The 16,083-nt window shown below is 60.2% G+C and carries 16 protein-coding genes; 14 read left to right on the plus strand and 2 right to left on the minus strand.

The genetic code is table 11. The features are described from left to right. Positions 1–91 precede the first annotated feature (91 nt). Entirely contained in the window at positions 92–655 is a 564-nt protein-coding gene (locus tag GOX63_RS10100) for a DUF4202 domain-containing protein (protein ID WP_170325840.1), read from the plus strand. A 3-nt stretch (positions 656–658) separates the two neighbouring features. On the opposite strand, the gene GOX63_RS10105 is transcribed toward GOX63_RS10100, so the two are convergent. Beyond that, the gene (locus GOX63_RS10105) at positions 659–1,315 is read right to left on the minus strand and encodes a ceramidase domain-containing protein (protein ID WP_170545655.1); all 657 of its coding nucleotides are present in this window, start codon (positions 1,313–1,315) and stop codon (positions 659–661) included. Between the two features lie 60 nt (positions 1,316–1,375). Here GOX63_RS10105 and GOX63_RS10110 point away from each other — a divergent pair, with 60 nt between their 5' ends. Together GOX63_RS10110 and GOX63_RS10115 are read left to right on the plus strand one after the other, a co-directional pair. Then, complete coding sequence (locus GOX63_RS10110) at positions 1,376–2,068, plus strand: metal-dependent hydrolase (protein ID WP_170325842.1); 693 nt, start codon at positions 1,376–1,378, stop codon at positions 2,066–2,068. Positions 2,069–2,109: 41 nt separating this feature from the next. Continuing rightward, the gene (locus GOX63_RS10115; RefSeq protein WP_170325843.1) at positions 2,110–3,084 is read left to right on the plus strand and encodes a nuclear transport factor 2 family protein; all 975 of its coding nucleotides are present in this window, start codon (positions 2,110–2,112) and stop codon (positions 3,082–3,084) included. A 21-nt stretch (positions 3,085–3,105) separates the two neighbouring features. On the opposite strand, the gene GOX63_RS10120 is transcribed toward GOX63_RS10115, so the two are convergent. Next, positions 3,106–3,558: a nucleoside deaminase gene (locus GOX63_RS10120; RefSeq protein ID WP_170325844.1), complete on the minus strand. Its 453-nt coding sequence runs from the start codon at positions 3,556–3,558 to the stop codon at positions 3,106–3,108. On the opposite strand from GOX63_RS10120, the gene GOX63_RS10125 reads away from it, so the two are divergent. The 11 genes from GOX63_RS10125 (at position 3,557) to GOX63_RS10175 (ending at position 16,082) form a co-directional block, all read left to right on the plus strand. Beyond that, positions 3,557–4,429, plus strand: a complete 873-nt coding sequence (locus tag GOX63_RS10125; protein ID WP_170325845.1) for a pseudouridine synthase — start codon at positions 3,557–3,559, stop codon at positions 4,427–4,429. The genes GOX63_RS10120 and GOX63_RS10125 overlap by 2 nt on opposite strands. Positions 4,430–4,603: 174 nt before the next feature. After that, positions 4,604–5,518 carry a 5-bromo-4-chloroindolyl phosphate hydrolysis family protein gene (locus tag GOX63_RS10130; RefSeq protein ID WP_170325846.1) on the plus strand — a complete coding sequence of 305 codons (915 nt, stop codon included), beginning with the start codon at positions 4,604–4,606 and terminating at the stop codon, positions 5,516–5,518. A 30-nt stretch (positions 5,519–5,548) separates the two neighbouring features. Continuing rightward, the gene (locus GOX63_RS10135; protein WP_170325847.1) at positions 5,549–6,739 is read left to right on the plus strand and encodes a toxic anion resistance protein; all 1,191 of its coding nucleotides are present in this window, start codon (positions 5,549–5,551) and stop codon (positions 6,737–6,739) included. After that, the gene (locus GOX63_RS10140) at positions 6,714–7,709 is read left to right on the plus strand and encodes a DUF2927 domain-containing protein (RefSeq protein WP_170326021.1); all 996 of its coding nucleotides are present in this window, start codon (positions 6,714–6,716) and stop codon (positions 7,707–7,709) included. The genes GOX63_RS10135 and GOX63_RS10140 overlap by 26 nt, the downstream gene beginning before the upstream one ends. Before the next feature lie 21 nt (positions 7,710–7,730). Beyond that, the gene (locus GOX63_RS10145; protein WP_170325848.1) at positions 7,731–8,879 is read left to right on the plus strand and encodes an SPFH domain-containing protein; all 1,149 of its coding nucleotides are present in this window, start codon (positions 7,731–7,733) and stop codon (positions 8,877–8,879) included. A gap of 35 nt (positions 8,880–8,914) precedes the next feature. Then, on the plus strand, positions 8,915–10,006 hold the full coding sequence (locus GOX63_RS10150; RefSeq protein WP_170325849.1) for a TFIIB-type zinc finger domain-containing protein: 1,092 nt from the start codon (positions 8,915–8,917) through the stop codon (positions 10,004–10,006). A 91-nt stretch (positions 10,007–10,097) separates the two neighbouring features. Next, positions 10,098–10,766: a nitroreductase gene (locus tag GOX63_RS10155; RefSeq protein ID WP_170325850.1), complete on the plus strand. Its 669-nt coding sequence runs from the start codon at positions 10,098–10,100 to the stop codon at positions 10,764–10,766. Between the two features lie 25 nt (positions 10,767–10,791). Further along, positions 10,792–11,229 carry a D-aminoacyl-tRNA deacylase gene (gene dtd / locus GOX63_RS10160; RefSeq protein WP_170325851.1) on the plus strand — a complete coding sequence of 146 codons (438 nt, stop codon included), beginning with the start codon at positions 10,792–10,794 and terminating at the stop codon, positions 11,227–11,229. Next, entirely contained in the window at positions 11,229–12,332 is a 1,104-nt protein-coding gene (locus GOX63_RS10165) for a glycerate kinase type-2 family protein (RefSeq protein ID WP_170325852.1), read from the plus strand. The genes dtd and GOX63_RS10165 overlap by 1 nt, the downstream gene beginning before the upstream one ends. A 51-nt stretch (positions 12,333–12,383) precedes the next feature. Beyond that, on the plus strand, positions 12,384–14,375 hold the full coding sequence (locus GOX63_RS10170) for a CocE/NonD family hydrolase (protein WP_170325853.1): 1,992 nt from the start codon (positions 12,384–12,386) through the stop codon (positions 14,373–14,375). Between the two features lie 120 nt (positions 14,376–14,495). Next, entirely contained in the window at positions 14,496–16,082 is a 1,587-nt protein-coding gene (locus GOX63_RS10175) for an ABC transporter substrate-binding protein (RefSeq protein ID WP_170325854.1), read from the plus strand. The last annotated feature ends 1 nt before the right edge of the window (position 16,083 follow it).

Consider the following 16,083-nt stretch of genomic DNA (forward strand, 5'->3'; position numbering starts at 1 on the left):
TTGACTGCTGCGCATATTGCGTCCAACCGCTAGGGTGATCAAAGTGATCCGTCGAACCAAAATCAGGTTCGGCAAGCCAACGGAGCAGTAGATGAGCGCGCGCAAACAAGCAGTTCTGGACGCAATTGATGCGGCCAACACCCAAGACCCCAACCTTGATGACGGCCAGCCGGTCGAGCTTCTATACGGCCAGCGTATGAGCGCCGAGCTGGACAGGCTTTTCCCGAACGCTTCGGATGTGCTGCAGATTGCGGCTCGGGGTCAGCATGTTGAACGTTGGAAACTGGCGCGCAGCGAATACCCCGAAGGCCGCGCCGGATACTTGGCCTGGCGTAAGGCACAAGGTGTCCATCACGCCGACGTTGTCATGGCGATGATGGAACAGGCCGGTTACGGCGCGGATGAGATCGAAGCCGCCGGACGGATGCTGCGCAAACAGGGTATCAAGCGGGATGACGACGTTCAGGCATTGGAAGATGTGATCTGCTTCGTGTTCCTGAAATGGTACTTCGCGCCCTTCGCCGAGAAACACTCAGCTGAGAAAATCCAGAGCATCGTCGAAAAGACCGCCCGCAAAATGTCGACCGAGGGCCGCGCGCGGGTTCTGTCCGAATTCGATCTGCCAGAACATCTGGCCGCCGCATTTCAAGTCTGAGTTTCAGGACTGAGACGCGCGGGCCATGTGCCTGCGATAGACCTCGATCATCCAGCCAAGCATGGTGGCGTTCAGGATGTGCCACATGAAATGTGTGCCCAGTGGAAGCTGGGCGCAAAGGGGTTCGTCCAGTGCCCGGAAGGTGATCGAGGCGATCAGGATGCCCGCCCCGATCGCAAGGCCACGCGCTGTTTCGGGGACGCGATTGCGCAGCAAAAATGCGTAGATCAGAATCAGCAGCGGTACCGGAGCATATGCCGACGATCCACCCAGACCCGGAATGAACTGGAACAGAGGGACCGTGGCTGCGGCATAAGGCACGAACAGGACGGTGACGATCAGGGCATAGACTGGCCGCATGTGCCAGACATCCCGATTGATCGCGAAGATATAGACCAGAATGTACAGCAGGATCGGTGCGACATCGGCCATTGCGGCCCAGACCTGCGCGTGGGTGTGGAACAGATAGCTACCCACCCCGATCACCGCGAGGATGACCACCAGCCCCATCGCCAGAGGTATCCCCTGCCCGCGCACGCGCCGCCACATGATGAACGCCGCGATCAGAAAAGCTGCGTTTGTCACCGCGTTGATCGGCTCGGCCCAATAGGCGGGCGACAGGCGCTCGCAATATCCGTCAATTTCCTGAAACCAGTCCATGAACTTTTACATATCCGATGCTAGGTTGATGCCAAGAGTTTGTTTTGGGAGGACGTTTTCATGAACATCATTTGGCTGGGGCACGGCAGTTTCCGTATTGAAACCGAAGGACAGGTTCTGCTGATCGACCCCTGGCTGACCGGTAATCCGGCTCTGTCCGAGGAACAACACGATGCTGCTGTGGACGGTGCGACGCATATTCTTTTGACGCACACGCATTTCGATCATGTGGCCGACGTTGTGTCACTGGCCAAGCACCTGAAGGTGCCAGTGGTGGGCCAGTACGACCTGATGGGATATTGGAGCGAGGCCGAAGAGCTGGAGACCATCGGTTTCAACAAGGGCGGCACGGTGAACCTGAACGGGGTCATGGTGTCGATGGTGCCCGCGTCTCATAGTTCGACCTTCTCGACGCCCGACGGTCTTCGCACCGGTGGCAGCGAGGTCGGTTTCATGATCGCCTCGGAAGGGCACATGCTCTACGTCTCCGGCGACACAGATATCATGGCGGATATGGAGTGGATGGGGGACTACTACAAACCCGATATCGGAATCCTGTCGGCGGGCGGCCATTTCACCATGGACATGAAAGCGACGGCTTACGCGGCCAAGCGGTACTTCAACTTCAAGACCGTGATTCCCTGCCACTACAAGACCTTCCCGATTCTGGAACAATCGGCGAAGGCGCTGATCGACGGGTTGCCAGGCGTGGACGTTATTGAACCAGAAGTGATGACGCCGCTGAGGCTATAAGATATAGTCCGAGACGTATTTCGAGCCAAAATCCTCATGGAATGAAAGACCGTATCGCCACATCTCCTGAATTGGAGGCCATAGTTCAAAGGTGGGTCTCGGCATTCGGCGCGCGTGATACAGATGTCGTGATCAACCTGTTTTCAAGGTCCAAAGCTCTGACATATCTGGGATCAGCGGATGACGAGTTCTGGACCGGAGAAACGCTGCGGACCGGGTATAGGGCATATATTGAGGACGTCCCGAAGTTCATTATCAACGAGTCCAACATCGTCGCGCACGAAGTTGGCTCGGTCGGGTGGGCGATATGGCGGGCCAAAGTCTACGCGCCGGAAACCGAAAAAGCCGTGGATTTTAGAATTTCCTTTGTTTTCCTCCTTGAGGACGCGGTGTGGCGCATTGTTCAGATTCACAACTCCAACCCCGTTTCGAATATCGAGGCAATGGGGTTTGAAACCCAAAGTTTCGACGATCTGTTGCTGGCCGTAGATCAGGAAGAATTGCAGCAAACCCCTTCGGGTATCGCGTCGATCATGTTTACCGATATCGCAGATAGTTCGTCCATTGCCCAGACGATCGGCGATCATCTCTGGAATCGGGCCGTCAGGTACCACTTGGAAAACGTCGAAGTAGAGATCGATCGGACAGGCGGCAGAATGATAAAGTCTTTGGGGGACGGAACAATGTCCGCGTTCCCAACGGCCCGTAGCGCCCTTGAGGCCGCCCAGTCCATCCAACGAAAATTGCACTCGGAAAAAATCGAACCACGCCTTCGGGCCAGAATTGGCATTCATACAGGTGATGTTCTGGAAAACGACGGGGACTTTTTCGGAACTGTGGTCAACAAAGCCGCGCGGATCGCCTCAATGTGTGCGCCGGACGAGATTCGGGTATCCGACGCGACCAGGATTATGGTCGGAAGTGGGGCTCAGTTCTCGTTTTCCGATGCCGCAACCGTGCCTCTGAAAGGGCTGAAGGGCGCTCACAAGATCTACAAGCTTGATTGGCAGAAATAACGGCTATTTGCGGCCCCAATCTCAGGGCGCGCGCCGCTCTGCAAAAAAGGATCTCAGCAGATTTTCGGATTCCGTGGCCGAGATGCCGTCGTAGACCTCGGGCACATGGTGGGTTTGCGGATGCGAAAAAACGCGCGCGCCGTGCGCCACACCTCCGGACTTTGGATCGGCAGCGCCGTAGTAGATGCGCCGGATACGTGCCGCGGCCAGCGCCGCCGCGCACATCGCGCAGGGTTCCAGCGTGACGTAAAGATCATGGTCCGGCAACCGCTCGGACCCGGCCTCGGCGCAGGCGGCACGCAGGGCCAAAATCTCGGCATGGGCAGTGGGATCGTTCAGCTCACGCGTCCGGTTGCCCGCTGCGGCCACCACACGGTCGCCCAGTACGATAACGGCGCCCACCGGTACCTCTCCGCGATGTGCGGCTGCGCGCGCCTCAACCAGCGCTTTGTCCATATGCGATCTGAACTCCATGCCCCTGACTGCATCAGAAACCTGTCTTTCGCAAGCGGGCGGGATGCGCTATGGGCTGCGGATGACCAAAACCACTCCTCCCGGCGACCGGATCGCCAAAGTGCTTGCCCGCGCGGGCGTGGCCTCGCGCCGTGAAGCCGAACGCATGATCGAAGCCGGTCGTGTGACCGTGAATGGCAAGGCCATCGACAGCCCTGCCCTGAACGTCACTGGCAAAGACAAGATCACCGTTGATGGCAAACCGGTGTCCGAGCCCGAACCCTCGCGCCTGTGGCTTTATCACAAGCCGCCGGGGTTGGTGACCACGACACGCGACGAAAAAGGCCGTGCGACCATTTTCGACAACCTGCCCGAGGACATGCCCCGCGTCATGAGCGTTGGACGGTTGGACCTGAACTCGGAAGGGTTGCTGCTGCTGACCAATGACGGCGGCATCAAGCGCAAGCTGGAGCTACCCTCGACAGGATGGCTGCGCAAATACCGCGTGCGGGTGAATGGACGCCCCAAGGACGAAGACTTTGCCCCCCTGCGCAAGGGGCTGGTGATCGATGGCGAGCGGTTTCTGCCCATGGATGTTTCACTGGACCGCCAACAGGGCGCAAACGCCTGGCTGACCATCGGTCTGCGCGAAGGCAAGAACCGCGAAATTCGCCGCGCGATGGAGGATATCGGCTATGCCGTGAACCGCCTGCTGCGCGTGTCTTACGGCCCGTTCCAACTGGGCAGCCTGAAGCCCGGAGAGGTCGAGGAAATCCGCCGCCGTGTGATGCGGGACCAATTGGGTTTGGACGGCGAACCTGAAGCCAAGCCGAAACGCCCCGCGCGACCGCAACGAAAACGGCCCCCCATCGGCAAGAAAACTCGCAAGTGACGCGGGTTTGGCAACCTTCCCCCTAGCGCCAAGCCCTCGTATCGCCTAAATTTTCCCAGAGCGTTGCTTTTGGGGGGCGTCATGTCAGGGACCGGAGTGCAAAAACTGGCCTACGCGGCCCTGCTGGTACTGTTGTTCGGCGTCTGCACCGGCGTGCTGGGAGGGCTGTAGCGCATGTCACAGCGGTATGGCGGAAAATTCAGCCCTCAAGGTGGCGGGTCTGACGACGACAAACCCCCTCGTGGTCAATTCCACGGCGCACGGGTCGAACCGGCGGGCGCGCGGGTGAATATCCTGTTTCTGCCAGCTATTCCTTTGGTGTTTCTATCCCTGAACGACGGTGCGATCGGGATGACGATCGGGCTGATCGCAGCCGGCCTGCTGACCGGCGCGGCCTTTTTGCTGCGCGAGGGTCTGCGCGCCGAAGCCGCCTATAATGAGCGCCGTACCGCTCGCCGACCGGCCTTTCCCCGAAAGATTTTCGCAGGCGTTCTGACCGGGTTGGGAACCGCGCTGGCCGCGTATCGATCCGAATATCTGGACGCCGAGACTGCCGCGCAGGCCAGCCTGTTGGCTCCGATCCTGTTTGGGGCCGTGGCCTCGGTGCTGCATTCCGTGTCCTTCGGGCTGGACCCGATGAAAGACAAGGGCATGGAAGGGGTCGACACCTTTCAGCAGGACCGCGTGGCCCGGGTGGTCGAGGACGCCGAAACCCATCTGTCCGAAATGACCGACGCCATTAAACGCGCCGGTGATCGCCGGGTCGAGGCACGCGTCGAACGCTTCCAGGACACCGCCCGCGATCTCTTCCGCACGGTCGAGGAAGACCCGCGCGATCTGGCCGGTGCCCGCAAGTACCTGACCGTCTATCTGCAGGGCGCGCGCGATGCGACGGTTAAGTTCGCCGATGTCTATGCCCGCACCCGTGATGCGCAGGCGCTGGCCGATTACACGGCCTTGCTGGACGATCTGGAACAGAATTTCGCGGCCCGCACCCGCAAGATGCTTTTGGATGACCGCAGTGATCTGACGGTTGAAATTGACGTGTTGCGCGAACGTCTGCAACGCGAAGGCGTCCGGTTGGACTGACCGGACAGTTATTTGAGAAAGGATTACCCCATGTCCGATGCGATCAAGAACAAGGCGGTCGAGGCCGAAACGCTGGTGCAGGAAGTAACCGCCGTGGCCCTGCCCGAACCTACGGCCGAAGTTGTTTCGCTGGAAGAGGCCGACGAACCCGTCAGCGCCGAGATCCGCAAGCGGATGGACGAGATCGACATGGAGAACACCAACTCGATCGTGTCCTTTGGCTCGTCCGCTCAGGCCGAACTGCAGGAAATCAGCCAGGCGATGCTTGCCGATGTGCGAAATAAGGATGTCGGTCCCGCCGGGGACAGCCTGCGCAACATTGTAACCACGATCCGTGGTTTTTCGGTCAGTGAATTGGACGTGCGCCGCGAGCGGAGCTGGTGGGAAAAACTGCTGGGCCGCGCAGCGCCTTTCGCCAAGTTCACAGCTCAGTACGAAGAGGTTCAGGGCCAGATCGACCGCATCACCGACGATCTGCTGGGCCACGAACACACGCTGCTCAAGGACATCAAGTCGCTGGACCTGCTCTATGAAAAAACGCTGGGTTTCTACGACGAACTAGCGCTTTACATCGCGGCGGGCGAGGAAAAGCTGACCGAGCTGGACAGCCACGATATCCCGGAAAAAGAGGCCGAAGTTCAGGCCGCGCCCGAAGATCAGCAGGTGATGAAAGCGCAGGAACTGCGCGACATGCGCGCCGCACGCGACGATCTGGAACGTCGGGTCCATGACCTGAAGCTGACCCGTCAGGTGACGATGCAATCGCTGCCGTCGATCCGTCTGGTGCAGGAAAACGACAAGTCGCTGGTGACCAAGATCAACTCGACGCTGGTGAACACCGTGCCGTTGTGGGAAACCCAGCTGGCGCAGGCCGTCACCATCCAGCGCAGCGCTGAAGCCGCAGCCGCCGTGCGTGATGCCAATGACCTGACCAACGAGCTGCTGACCTCGAACGCGGCCAACTTGCGCGAGTCCAACAAGATGATCCGCGAGGAAATGGAGCGCGGCGTGTTTGATATCGAAGCCGTCAAGCAGGCCAATGCTGACCTGATCGGCACCATCAACGAAAGCCTTGCCATCGCGGATGAGGGCAAAGCCAAACGCGCCGCCGCCGAGCAGGAACTGGAGAAGATGGAAGCCGAACTGCGTGACACGCTGGCTTCGGCCAAAGCGCGGCAGGACGGCATCGGTGACAATGCCGGAACGGCGGTTCCGGGCTGACGGCGGGCTGCGCGTGCGGTTTTCGGGATATCTGAAGCCCCTTTTGGGTTTTGTCGCGCTGTTGGTTTTGGCCAATTGCGATGAAACTCTGACGTCTTCTGTTGTCCCGCAACCGCGCCCCGCGGCGCCCACGCCTGCACCCAATGCCTATGTCCCTCCGTCCGCGGCCAGTCAGGATCTGGCCCGATTCTATCAGCGGGTTGAACGAGACCTGCTGACCCGTGGTTTGTTGCGCATAGACGGTGGCGGCCCAGACACGCCTTATGACGCCGACGATCTGGCGCGCAATTTCGAGGCCATTGCGTTCTACAGCGAATATCCCGACCACGCGGTGACCGCGTCTTCGCGCAAAACGGACGGGCAGCTTAGCCGGTGGACGGGCCCGGTACGTGTGCAGACCGAATTCGCCCCGTCAGTTGCCCCCGAGTCGCGGGAACAAGATTCCGCGCAGGTCGAAGCCTTCACGGCGCGGCTGGCCAAACTGACCGACCACCCGATCTCGGTCGTCAATCGCAAGGCGAATTTTCACGTGTTCTTTGCGGGCAAGGATGACAGCAGCTATGTGGTCATGCGCCTCAAGCAGTTGATCCCGAACATCAGTCAGGCCTCGCTGGATCTGGTCGCAAATCCGCGCGCCAATATCGACTGTTTCGTGTTTGCCTCGGCCACAAGCAACGCACCGAACCGATATGTGCGGGCGGTGACGCTGATCCGGACCGAACTGCCCGATCTGCTGCGCCGCAGTTGTATTCACGAAGAGATTGCACAGGGCCTTGGACTGTCCAATGACAGCCCGGCTGCGCGGCCCTCGATTTTCAACGACGACGACGAGTTTGCGCTGCTGACCAGCCATGACGAGAAATTACTAACGATGCTTTATGATCCGCGTCTGACCCCCGGTGTGACGGCCGAAGACGCCCGCCCGGTGGTGCGGATCATTGCGCGTGAATTGATGGGCCAGAAGCTCTGAGCCCAAGGAAAGGAGACCCCGATGGGTATTTTCGATTTTCTGACCGGAGAGTTTATCGACGTCATTCACTGGGTCGATGACACCCGCGACACCATGGTCTGGCGGTTCGAACGTGAGGGGCACGAGATCAAATACGGCGCCAAGCTGACCGTGCGCGAAGGCCAGGCGGCCGTGTTCGTGCATGAGGGGCAGCTGGCGGATGTGTTCACGCCCGGTCTCTATATGCTTGAGACCAATAACATGCCGATCATGACGACCCTGCAGCACTGGGATCACGGCTTTCAGTCTCCGTTCAAGTCCGAAATCTATTTCGTCAACACGACGCGGTTCAACGACCTGAAATGGGGCACCAAGAACCCGATCATGCTGCGCGATCCCGAGTTCGGCCCAACCCGTATCCGGGCTTTCGGAACATATACCGTGCGTGTGAAGGACGCGGCGAAATTCCTGGTTGAGATCGTGGGCACCGATGGTGAGTTCACGATGGACGAGATCAGCTTTCAGATCCGCAACATCATCGTGCAGGAATTCAGCCGCGTGATCGCCGGGTCGGGTATCCCGGTTCTGGACATGGCCGCCAATACTGCCGATCTGGGCAAATTGATTGCGGCAGAGGTATCGCCCGTATTGGACAGCTATGGGTTGGAGATGCCCGAGTTCTACATCGAAAACATCTCGCTTCCGCCTGCGGTTGAGGCCGCGCTGGACAAACGCACCTCAATGGGGCTGGCGGGTGATCTGGGCAAATTCACCCAGTATTCTGCAGCCGAGGCAATGACCGCCGCCGCCAACAACCCCGGACAGGGCGGCGGCATGGGCGCAGGTCTTGGCATGGGCATGGGAATGGCGATGGCACAGCAGATGTCGAACATGGCAGCGGGTCAACCGAGCGGTCCGTGGGGCAGTTCCGCCCCCGCTGCCCCGCAACCGGCAACGCACTCGGCGCCGCCGCCCCCTCCGCCGGTGGAGCATGTGTGGCATATCGCTGTCGATGGGCAGTCCAGCGGGCCATTCTCGAAGGCCAAGATGGGGCGCATGGCGACGGACGGAGAGATCACCCGCGACACCTATGTCTGGACCGCTGGTCAGGACGGCTGGAAAAAGGCCGGAGACGTGCAAGAACTGGCGCAGCTGTTTACGATCCTGCCACCGCCTCCGCCCGGAGCCTGACCTTTCAGACGTCGGCGTAGGAACAGGGTTGCACGATGACCGAAGAACACAGATTTCCCTGCGAGCAATGCGGCGCGGATTACCGGTTCAATCCCGGTGACGGCAGCCTGACCTGCGATCATTGTGGGCATTCCGAAGCAATCGGCGCTGGCCCCTGGGGCGGTGCCAGCCTGAAAGAACTGGATTTCGATGCGGCCATTGCGGACCGCCTGCCCGACAGCGAGATTGAGGAAACTCGTGTTCTGTCCTGCCCCAACTGCGCAGCTCAGGTCGAATTCGACCCGGCGACCCACGCCGCTGAATGCCCGTTTTGCGCGACGCCGGTTGTGACCGATACTGGGGTCAATCGACACATCAAGCCCCGGGGCGTTCTGCCCTTTGCGCTGGACGAACGCGCGGCGCATAAGGCGATGGGGGATTGGCTGGGCCGGTTGTGGTTCGCGCCGAACGGGCTGAAGGATTACGCCCGAAAGGGACGCAAGATGCAGGGTATCTATGTGCCTTATTGGACGTTTGATGCGGACACACAGTCCAACTACCGCGGCGAGCGCGGCACCGTCTATTATGAGACCCGAACCGTTATGCGGGACGGAAAGCGGGTGCAGCAACAGGTGCCCAAGGTGCGATGGTCTCCGAAATCCGGGCGGGTAAAGCGGTTCTTTGACGACGTGCTTGTGCTGGCCTCGCGGTCCTTGCCCAAAAGCTATACCGACGCGCTGGAACCCTGGGACCTTCCGGCGCTGGAGCCTTATCAGCCGGAATATCTGGCAGGCTTCCGGGCCGAAGCCTACACAGTCGAATTGCAGGAAGGCTACACCGAGGCGCGCGGGTATATGGCGCGGGTGATCGAGCGGGATGTGCGCTTTGACATTGGTGGCGACCGCCAGCGGATACACACGATCGATACCGATTTACGCAACGTGACCTTCAAGCATATCCTGCTACCGGTCTGGATGGCGGCCTACAAGTATCGCGGCCAGACATATCGCTTCGTGGTGAACGGCCGCACCGGTCGCGTTCAGGGTGAGCGCCCCTGGTCCGCTATCAAGATCACTATCGCCGTTATTGTGGGTCTGCTTGTGGCCGCTGGTGTCGGATATCTTATGGCGACCGGCCAGCAAGGCTAACACTGCTTCGATAACTGCAATTGTTAGCGCTTGAACTTCGCGCAATCAGACGCCATTCTGCGCCGCGTCAACGCCGAGCGGGGAGGCCTGTGTGACACTATCCGATCTGAACCAGTTGCTGACCGCACGGTATTCCTGTCGCGCGTTCCGTCCCGACCCGGTGCCAAAAGAGCAGATCGAACAAATCCTGACCAGCGCCGCACGTGTGCCCAGTTGGTGCAATGCCCAACCTTGGCACGTGGTTCTCACCAGCGGTGAAGAAACCGACCACTTTCGAGAGGCGATGCAGAACGAGGCCATGACCGGCGCCCCTGCCCCGGACCTACCGTTTCCGACCTCCTATTCCGGTGTTTATCAGAACCGCCGCCGGGCCTGCGGCTGGGCCTTGTATGAGGCGGTGGGCGTGGAACGTGGCGACCGCGCGGCCTCGGCCCGGCAGATGATGGAGAATTTCTCGTTGTTCGGCGCACCGCATTGCGCGATCATCACCAGCCCGAAAGAACTTGGGGCCTATGGCGCGCTGGATTGCGGCGGGTTCGTCACAGCCTTTTCACTGGCCGCACAGGCGCTTGGTGTGGCCACGATCCCACAGGCAGCGATCGCCACCTACGGCCCATTCCTGCGCAGCTATTTCAACATCCCAGACGCCCGGATGATTTTATGCGCGATTTCTTTTGGCTATGCGGATACGGACCACCCAGCCAACAAGTTTCGCACCGACCGCGCCGATCTGAGCGAGATTGTCGAATGGGTCGGATAACAAACGCATCAAGCGGAGAGTAAATTTGCGCGCAGTCCTACAACGAGTTTCACGCGCCAGCGTATCAGTGGAGGGTCAGGTCATCGGCCAGACCGGACCGGGATTGATGATTCTGGTTTGCGCGATGCAGGACGATGATGAAACGAAGGCGGATCAACTGGCCGCCAAGGTCTCGAAACAGCGCATCTTCAAAGATGACGCCGGAAAAATGAACCGCTCGGTGAAAGATATCGAAGGCTCGGCGCTGGTGATCAGCCAGTTCACACTGGCCGCCGATACGTCCCGCGGCAACAGGCCCGGCTTTTCCGAAGCCGCGACGCCGGACCTTGGCAAGCATCTGTATGAGGTGTTCGCCCAGCGACTTGCGGCGCATGGCGTGCCTGTGGAAACCGGTGAGTTCGGGGCGGATATGGCAGTAGAGCTGGTCAATGACGGGCCAGTCACGATTTGGGTGGAAAGCTGATGGACAGAAAAGAACAGGCAATTCGCATCTGGCAGGCCGGTGTCGATGCCGTGGGCGGTCATGCGGCGACCAGCAAGGTGCTAAACGATATCCCCGCCCCAGATCAGATCCTGGCCGTGGGCAAACCCGCGGCTGCTATGGCCCGTGCCGCGCTGGAACACTTCGGCCCGCGCCCGACGCTGGTGGTCACCAAGGACGACCATGGGCGCGATCTGCCGGATCATGTGACAGTGATCGAGGCGTCCCATCCCGTTCCCGACAATCGCAGCCTTCAGGGTGGTCAGGCCCTGCGCGAAGCGATCGAAGCGATGCAGCCCGGCTCGCACCTGCTGTTGCTGGTGTCCGGCGGGGCGTCCTCGCTGGCCGAGGATTTGCTGCCGGGCAAAACGCTGTCTGATCTGGAGCAGTTGAACAAGAAGCTGCTGGCCGAGGGGCTGGACATCACGGCCATGAACGCCGAACGCCGCAAACTGTCCCGGATTAAAGGCGGCGGGCTTCTGTCTCATTTCCAAGGGAAAAAGGCGACCGTACTGGCGATTTCTGATGTACCCGGAGATGACCTGAATGTTGTCGGCTCGGGGATCGGGGCACTGCCGGAGAGCTATGATTTCGAGGCAAGCACGCAGATCGTGGCATCGAATGCTCATGCCCGCGCGGCTGCTGCGGGTTTGGCGCAGGATGAGGGGCTGAAGGTGCTCGCTGACGAGGAATGCCTGCATGATGACTTTCTGAAAGTCGCCAAAGCGCTGGGTGAGCGTATCCGCTCCATGCCCAGCGGCGTCATGATCTTTGGCGGAGAGCCGACGGTCGTCCTGCCCGAAAACCCGGGGCGTGGCGGGCGCAATCAGGGGTTGGCGCTGGCATTGGCACGCGAGATTGCAGGAACAGAAGGGCTTACCGTGGTCGTAGGCGGTACAGATGGAACGGACGGCCCGACAGATGCCGCCGGGGCGGTCATTGATGGAACCACCTGGGGCGAAGGCGCGGAACAGTCCCTGCAGCAGGCGGATAGCGGCAGCTATCTGGATCGCACGGGTGCGTTGCTGGTGACAGGCCCCACGGGAACAAACGTAATGGATCTACTTGTCGCAATCCGCAACTGATCTGACGATTTTGAGCCAACCTGATTTGAATTTCCCACGGACAGTGTGGAAATGACGCCGCCTGCCAATGCGCTACGCACCATCGAAGACCTTCCTGACGTAGGCATTGAAATGCCCGATGGCTGTCGCTTGTCTGCGCGCGTCTGGCGTCCGACGGATGCGACGGACAACCCCGTCCCCGCCATTCTGGAGTTTCTGCCTTATCGAAAACGCGACGGCACCACGGTGCGTGATGCGCTGACGCACCCGTGGATTGCCGAACGCGGCTATGCCTGCATCCGCGTCGACATGCGCGGCAATGGTGACAGCGAAGGGCTGATGGAGGACGAGTACACCCAGCAAGAACTGGATGATGCCGTCGCAACGATCCATTGGCTGGCGCAGCAACCCTGGTGCACGGGTTCGGTTGGGATGATGGGGATCAGCTGGGGTGGGTTCAACGCGCTTCAAGTTGCTGCGCTGCAACCCGAACCGCTGAAGGCGATCATCACCCTGTGTTCGACCGCCGACCGCTATGCGGACGACATCCATTATAAAGGTGGCTGCCTGCTGAACGAGAATCTGGGTTGGGGCGCGACGATGTGGTCTTACTCGTCCCGTCCGCCCGATCCCGACCTGCGTGCGAACTGGCGTGAACTTTGGTTGGAAAGGTTAAAGCACGAACCGTTTCTACCCTCGGTCTGGCTGCGTCACCAACGGCGGGACGCTTATTGGCAGCACGGTTCGGTTTGCGAGGATTTCGGCGCCATTCAGGCGGCGACTCTGGCGATTGGCGGCTGGGGAGATGCCTATAAGAACACGGTACCTTTGCTGGTTGAGCAACTTAAGGCCCCGGTCAAAGGGATCGTTGGGCCTTGGGTGCACAAATATCCTCATTTCGCGGTGCCCGAACCGCGAATCGGGTTCCTGCAAGAGGCCCTGCGCTGGTGGGATCACTGGCTGAAAGGCATCGATACTGGCGTCGAAACCGACCCCGCCTATCGCGCCTATCTGATGGATGGCGTGCGGCCGCAGCGCTGGTACAGCGAACGACCCGGGCGCTGGATCGCTGAGGCTGACGGGGTCACATCCCACCTGCCCGGCCTGACGCTGGGCCTGTCGGATGAGGGTCTTGGGCAGGACGGCCCGCTGGACGTTAGTGTGCGATCACCGCAGACCTGCGGCCTTGAGGGCGGCGAGTACTGCGCTATCTGGCTGGGCCCCGACATGCCCGGAGATCAGCGCGCCGACGATGCGCTTTCGGCCTGTTTCGATGGTGCACCACTGGCTGAGGACATGGATATCGTGGGCGCCCCGCGCGTCCGCCTTCGTCTGAGCGCCGACCGACCGCAGGCTCAGATCGCCGTTCGGCTGAACCATGTGCACCCGGACGGGGCCTCTACGCGCATTACCTATGGCGTGCTGAACCTGTCGCATCGCGACAGCCACGCAGAGCCAACACCGCTGACACCGGGCACCGAATATGACGTTTCGCTGGATCTGGACCACATCGCCTATCGTGTGCCCAAGGGGCACAGGCTGCGGGTCGCAATCTCCAGCGCCTATTGGCCGCTGATCTGGCCCTCGCCCGAACGTACCGAACTGCACCTGACGCAAGGCGACATCACCATACCGCAACGCCCGTCCGGTGATGACGAGTACGCGTTTCCCCCGCCCGAGTCGGCCCCGGACCTGGGTCAGGCATCACTACGTGCGCCGAATAATTCGCGGCGGGTTGAAACGGACATGAACTCGGGCGAAACCCACCTGATCATCGAGGATGACTTTGGCCTGGTCACCAACAACGACCACGGCCTGACTCACGGCGGAACGGCGTATGAACGCTGGACAATCCATCCGGACGATCCACTTTCTGCGCATGGAGTGTGTCGATGGACACAGGAAATCAGGCGGAACGATATCGCCCTGCGCACCGAAACCTCTTGCGAAATGTGGGCGGATAAGAACACCTTTTTCCTCAAGGCCCGCCTAGATGCCTATGAGGGCGACACACTGGTATCAACCAAGCAACTGGAGGATGCCGTACCTCGGGATCAAATGTGATGCGGGTCACTCAAGTGTCAGACATTTGTTCTTGCCCGCCCGACCGAATTCCGCCTACTTTGACTCATGCGTCAATAAAAAGCCCAAAAGGGCAACAATCCAATCAACTGGGAGACCATAATGAACGAACAAATCACTCACATGACCAAGCAGGTCACAGCCGGCAAGCTCACCCGTCGTGAATTCATGGGGAAAGCAGCGGCCTTGGGTGTGTCCGCGGCCATGGCCAGCACCATGTTTGCAGACGCCGCACGCGCGGCTGGCCCGAAAAAGGGTGGCACACTGAAGTTCGGCCTGCAGGGCGGTGAATCCACCAACTCACTGGACCCGGCAACCTATGCAAGCTCGGTTCCGTTCCAAAACGGCAAGCAGTTCGGCGACCAACTGGTCGAGGTTGCGCCCGACGGTACAATCGAACCTCGTCTGGCCGAAAGCGTCGAAGGCAGTGCCGATGCCAAGGTCTGGACCTTCAAGCTGCGTCAGGGCGTGGAATTCCATAACGGCAAAACCATGACCAGCGAAGACGTGCTGAAGACCATGCAGCGTCACTCGAACGAAGATTCGAAGTCCGGTGCCCTGGGCATCATGAAGGGCATCGAATCGATGAAGGCCGATGGCGACAACTTCCAGGTCACCCTGTCCGAGCCGAACGCCGACCTGCCCTATCTGATGGCGGACTACCACCTGATCATTCAGCCGGACGGCGGCATGGAAGACCCCGGCGCGGGTATCGGCACCGGTCCTTATCAGGTGGAAGTCAACGAACCCGGCGTCCGCCACGTGTACAAGAAGTTCGCAAACCACTGGAACCCGGACTTCGGTCACTTTGACAGCGTCGAAGTGGTTGTCATCAACGATGCAACCGCCCGTACCGCTGCGCTGCAATCCGGTCAGGTCCAAGCGATCAACCGGGTTGAACCGAAAGTGGCTGACCTGCTGGGTCGCGCACCTAACCTGACAGTGCATTCGACCGCTGGTCGTGGTCACTATGTGTTCATCATGCATTGCGACACCGCGCCGTTCGACCAGAACGAACTGCGTCTGGCGCTGAAATATGCGATCAACCGTCAGGAACTGGTCGACAAGGTTCTGCGCGGCTATGGCACCGTGGGCAACGACATGCCGGTCAACGCAGCCTACCCGCTGTTTGACGGCTCGATCCCGCAGCGCGAATTCAGCATTGAAAAAGCGGCCGAGCACTACAAGAACTCGGGCCACGATGGTTCGCCGATCATTCTGCGCGTTGCTGATGGTGCCTTCCCGGGTGCCGTGGATGCCGCAGCCCTGTTCCAGCAGACCGCCGCGCAGGCCGGTATCCCGCTGGAAATCAAGCGCGAGCCCAACGATGGCTACTGGTCCGAAGTCTGGAACGTTCAGCCCTTCTGCGCATCCTACTGGGGCGGCCGTCCTGTACAGGATCAGATGTACTCGACCGCTTACCTGTCGACCGCAGACTGGAACGACACCCGCTTCAAGGTACCGGCATTCGACGAGATGCTGTTTGCGGCGCGCGCCGAGTTGGACAACGACAAGCGCAAGGACATCTACAGCCAGATGGGCATGATGGTCCGCGACGAAGGCGGCCTGATCTGCCCGATGTTCAACGACTTTGTCGAGGGCGTCAGCAATCAGCTGGAAGGTTGGGAAAGCGACCCGACCCAAGAGATGATGAACGGCAACATGTCCCGCAAGATGTGGTTCGCCTAAT

It is taken from the genome of Ruegeria arenilitoris, assembly GCF_013031355.1.
GTDB classification, from domain to species: Bacteria; Pseudomonadota; Alphaproteobacteria; order Rhodobacterales; family Rhodobacteraceae; genus Ruegeria; species Ruegeria arenilitoris_C.

Bases quoted from the DNA above. Each gene is read 5' to 3' on its own strand.
- GOX63_RS10165 (WP_170325852.1), top strand. From the start codon at position 11,229: ATGGACAGAAAAGAACAGGCAATTCGCATCTGGCAGGCCGGTGTCGAT.
- GOX63_RS10140 (WP_170326021.1), top strand. From the start codon at position 6,714: ATGCCGGAACGGCGGTTCCGGGCTGACGGCGGGCTGCGCGTGCGGTTT.
- GOX63_RS10120 (WP_170325844.1), bottom strand. From the start codon at position 3,558: ATGGAGTTCAGATCGCATATGGACAAAGCGCTGGTTGAGGCGCGCGCA.
- GOX63_RS10130 (WP_170325846.1), top strand. From the start codon at position 4,604: ATGTCACAGCGGTATGGCGGAAAATTCAGCCCTCAAGGTGGCGGGTCT.
- GOX63_RS10135 (WP_170325847.1), top strand. From the start codon at position 5,549: ATGTCCGATGCGATCAAGAACAAGGCGGTCGAGGCCGAAACGCTGGTG.
- GOX63_RS10175 (WP_170325854.1), top strand. From the start codon at position 14,496: ATGAACGAACAAATCACTCACATGACCAAGCAGGTCACAGCCGGCAAG.
- GOX63_RS10115 (WP_170325843.1), top strand. From the start codon at position 2,110: ATGAAAGACCGTATCGCCACATCTCCTGAATTGGAGGCCATAGTTCAA.
- GOX63_RS10100 (WP_170325840.1), top strand. From the start codon at position 92: ATGAGCGCGCGCAAACAAGCAGTTCTGGACGCAATTGATGCGGCCAAC.
- GOX63_RS10150 (WP_170325849.1), top strand. From the start codon at position 8,915: ATGACCGAAGAACACAGATTTCCCTGCGAGCAATGCGGCGCGGATTAC.
- GOX63_RS10110 (WP_170325842.1), top strand. From the start codon at position 1,376: ATGAACATCATTTGGCTGGGGCACGGCAGTTTCCGTATTGAAACCGAA.
- GOX63_RS10105 (WP_170545655.1), bottom strand. From the start codon at position 1,315: ATGGACTGGTTTCAGGAAATTGACGGATATTGCGAGCGCCTGTCGCCC.
- GOX63_RS10145 (WP_170325848.1), top strand. From the start codon at position 7,731: ATGGGTATTTTCGATTTTCTGACCGGAGAGTTTATCGACGTCATTCAC.
- GOX63_RS10170 (WP_170325853.1), top strand. From the start codon at position 12,384: ATGACGCCGCCTGCCAATGCGCTACGCACCATCGAAGACCTTCCTGAC.
- GOX63_RS10125 (WP_170325845.1), top strand. From the start codon at position 3,557: ATGCCCCTGACTGCATCAGAAACCTGTCTTTCGCAAGCGGGCGGGATG.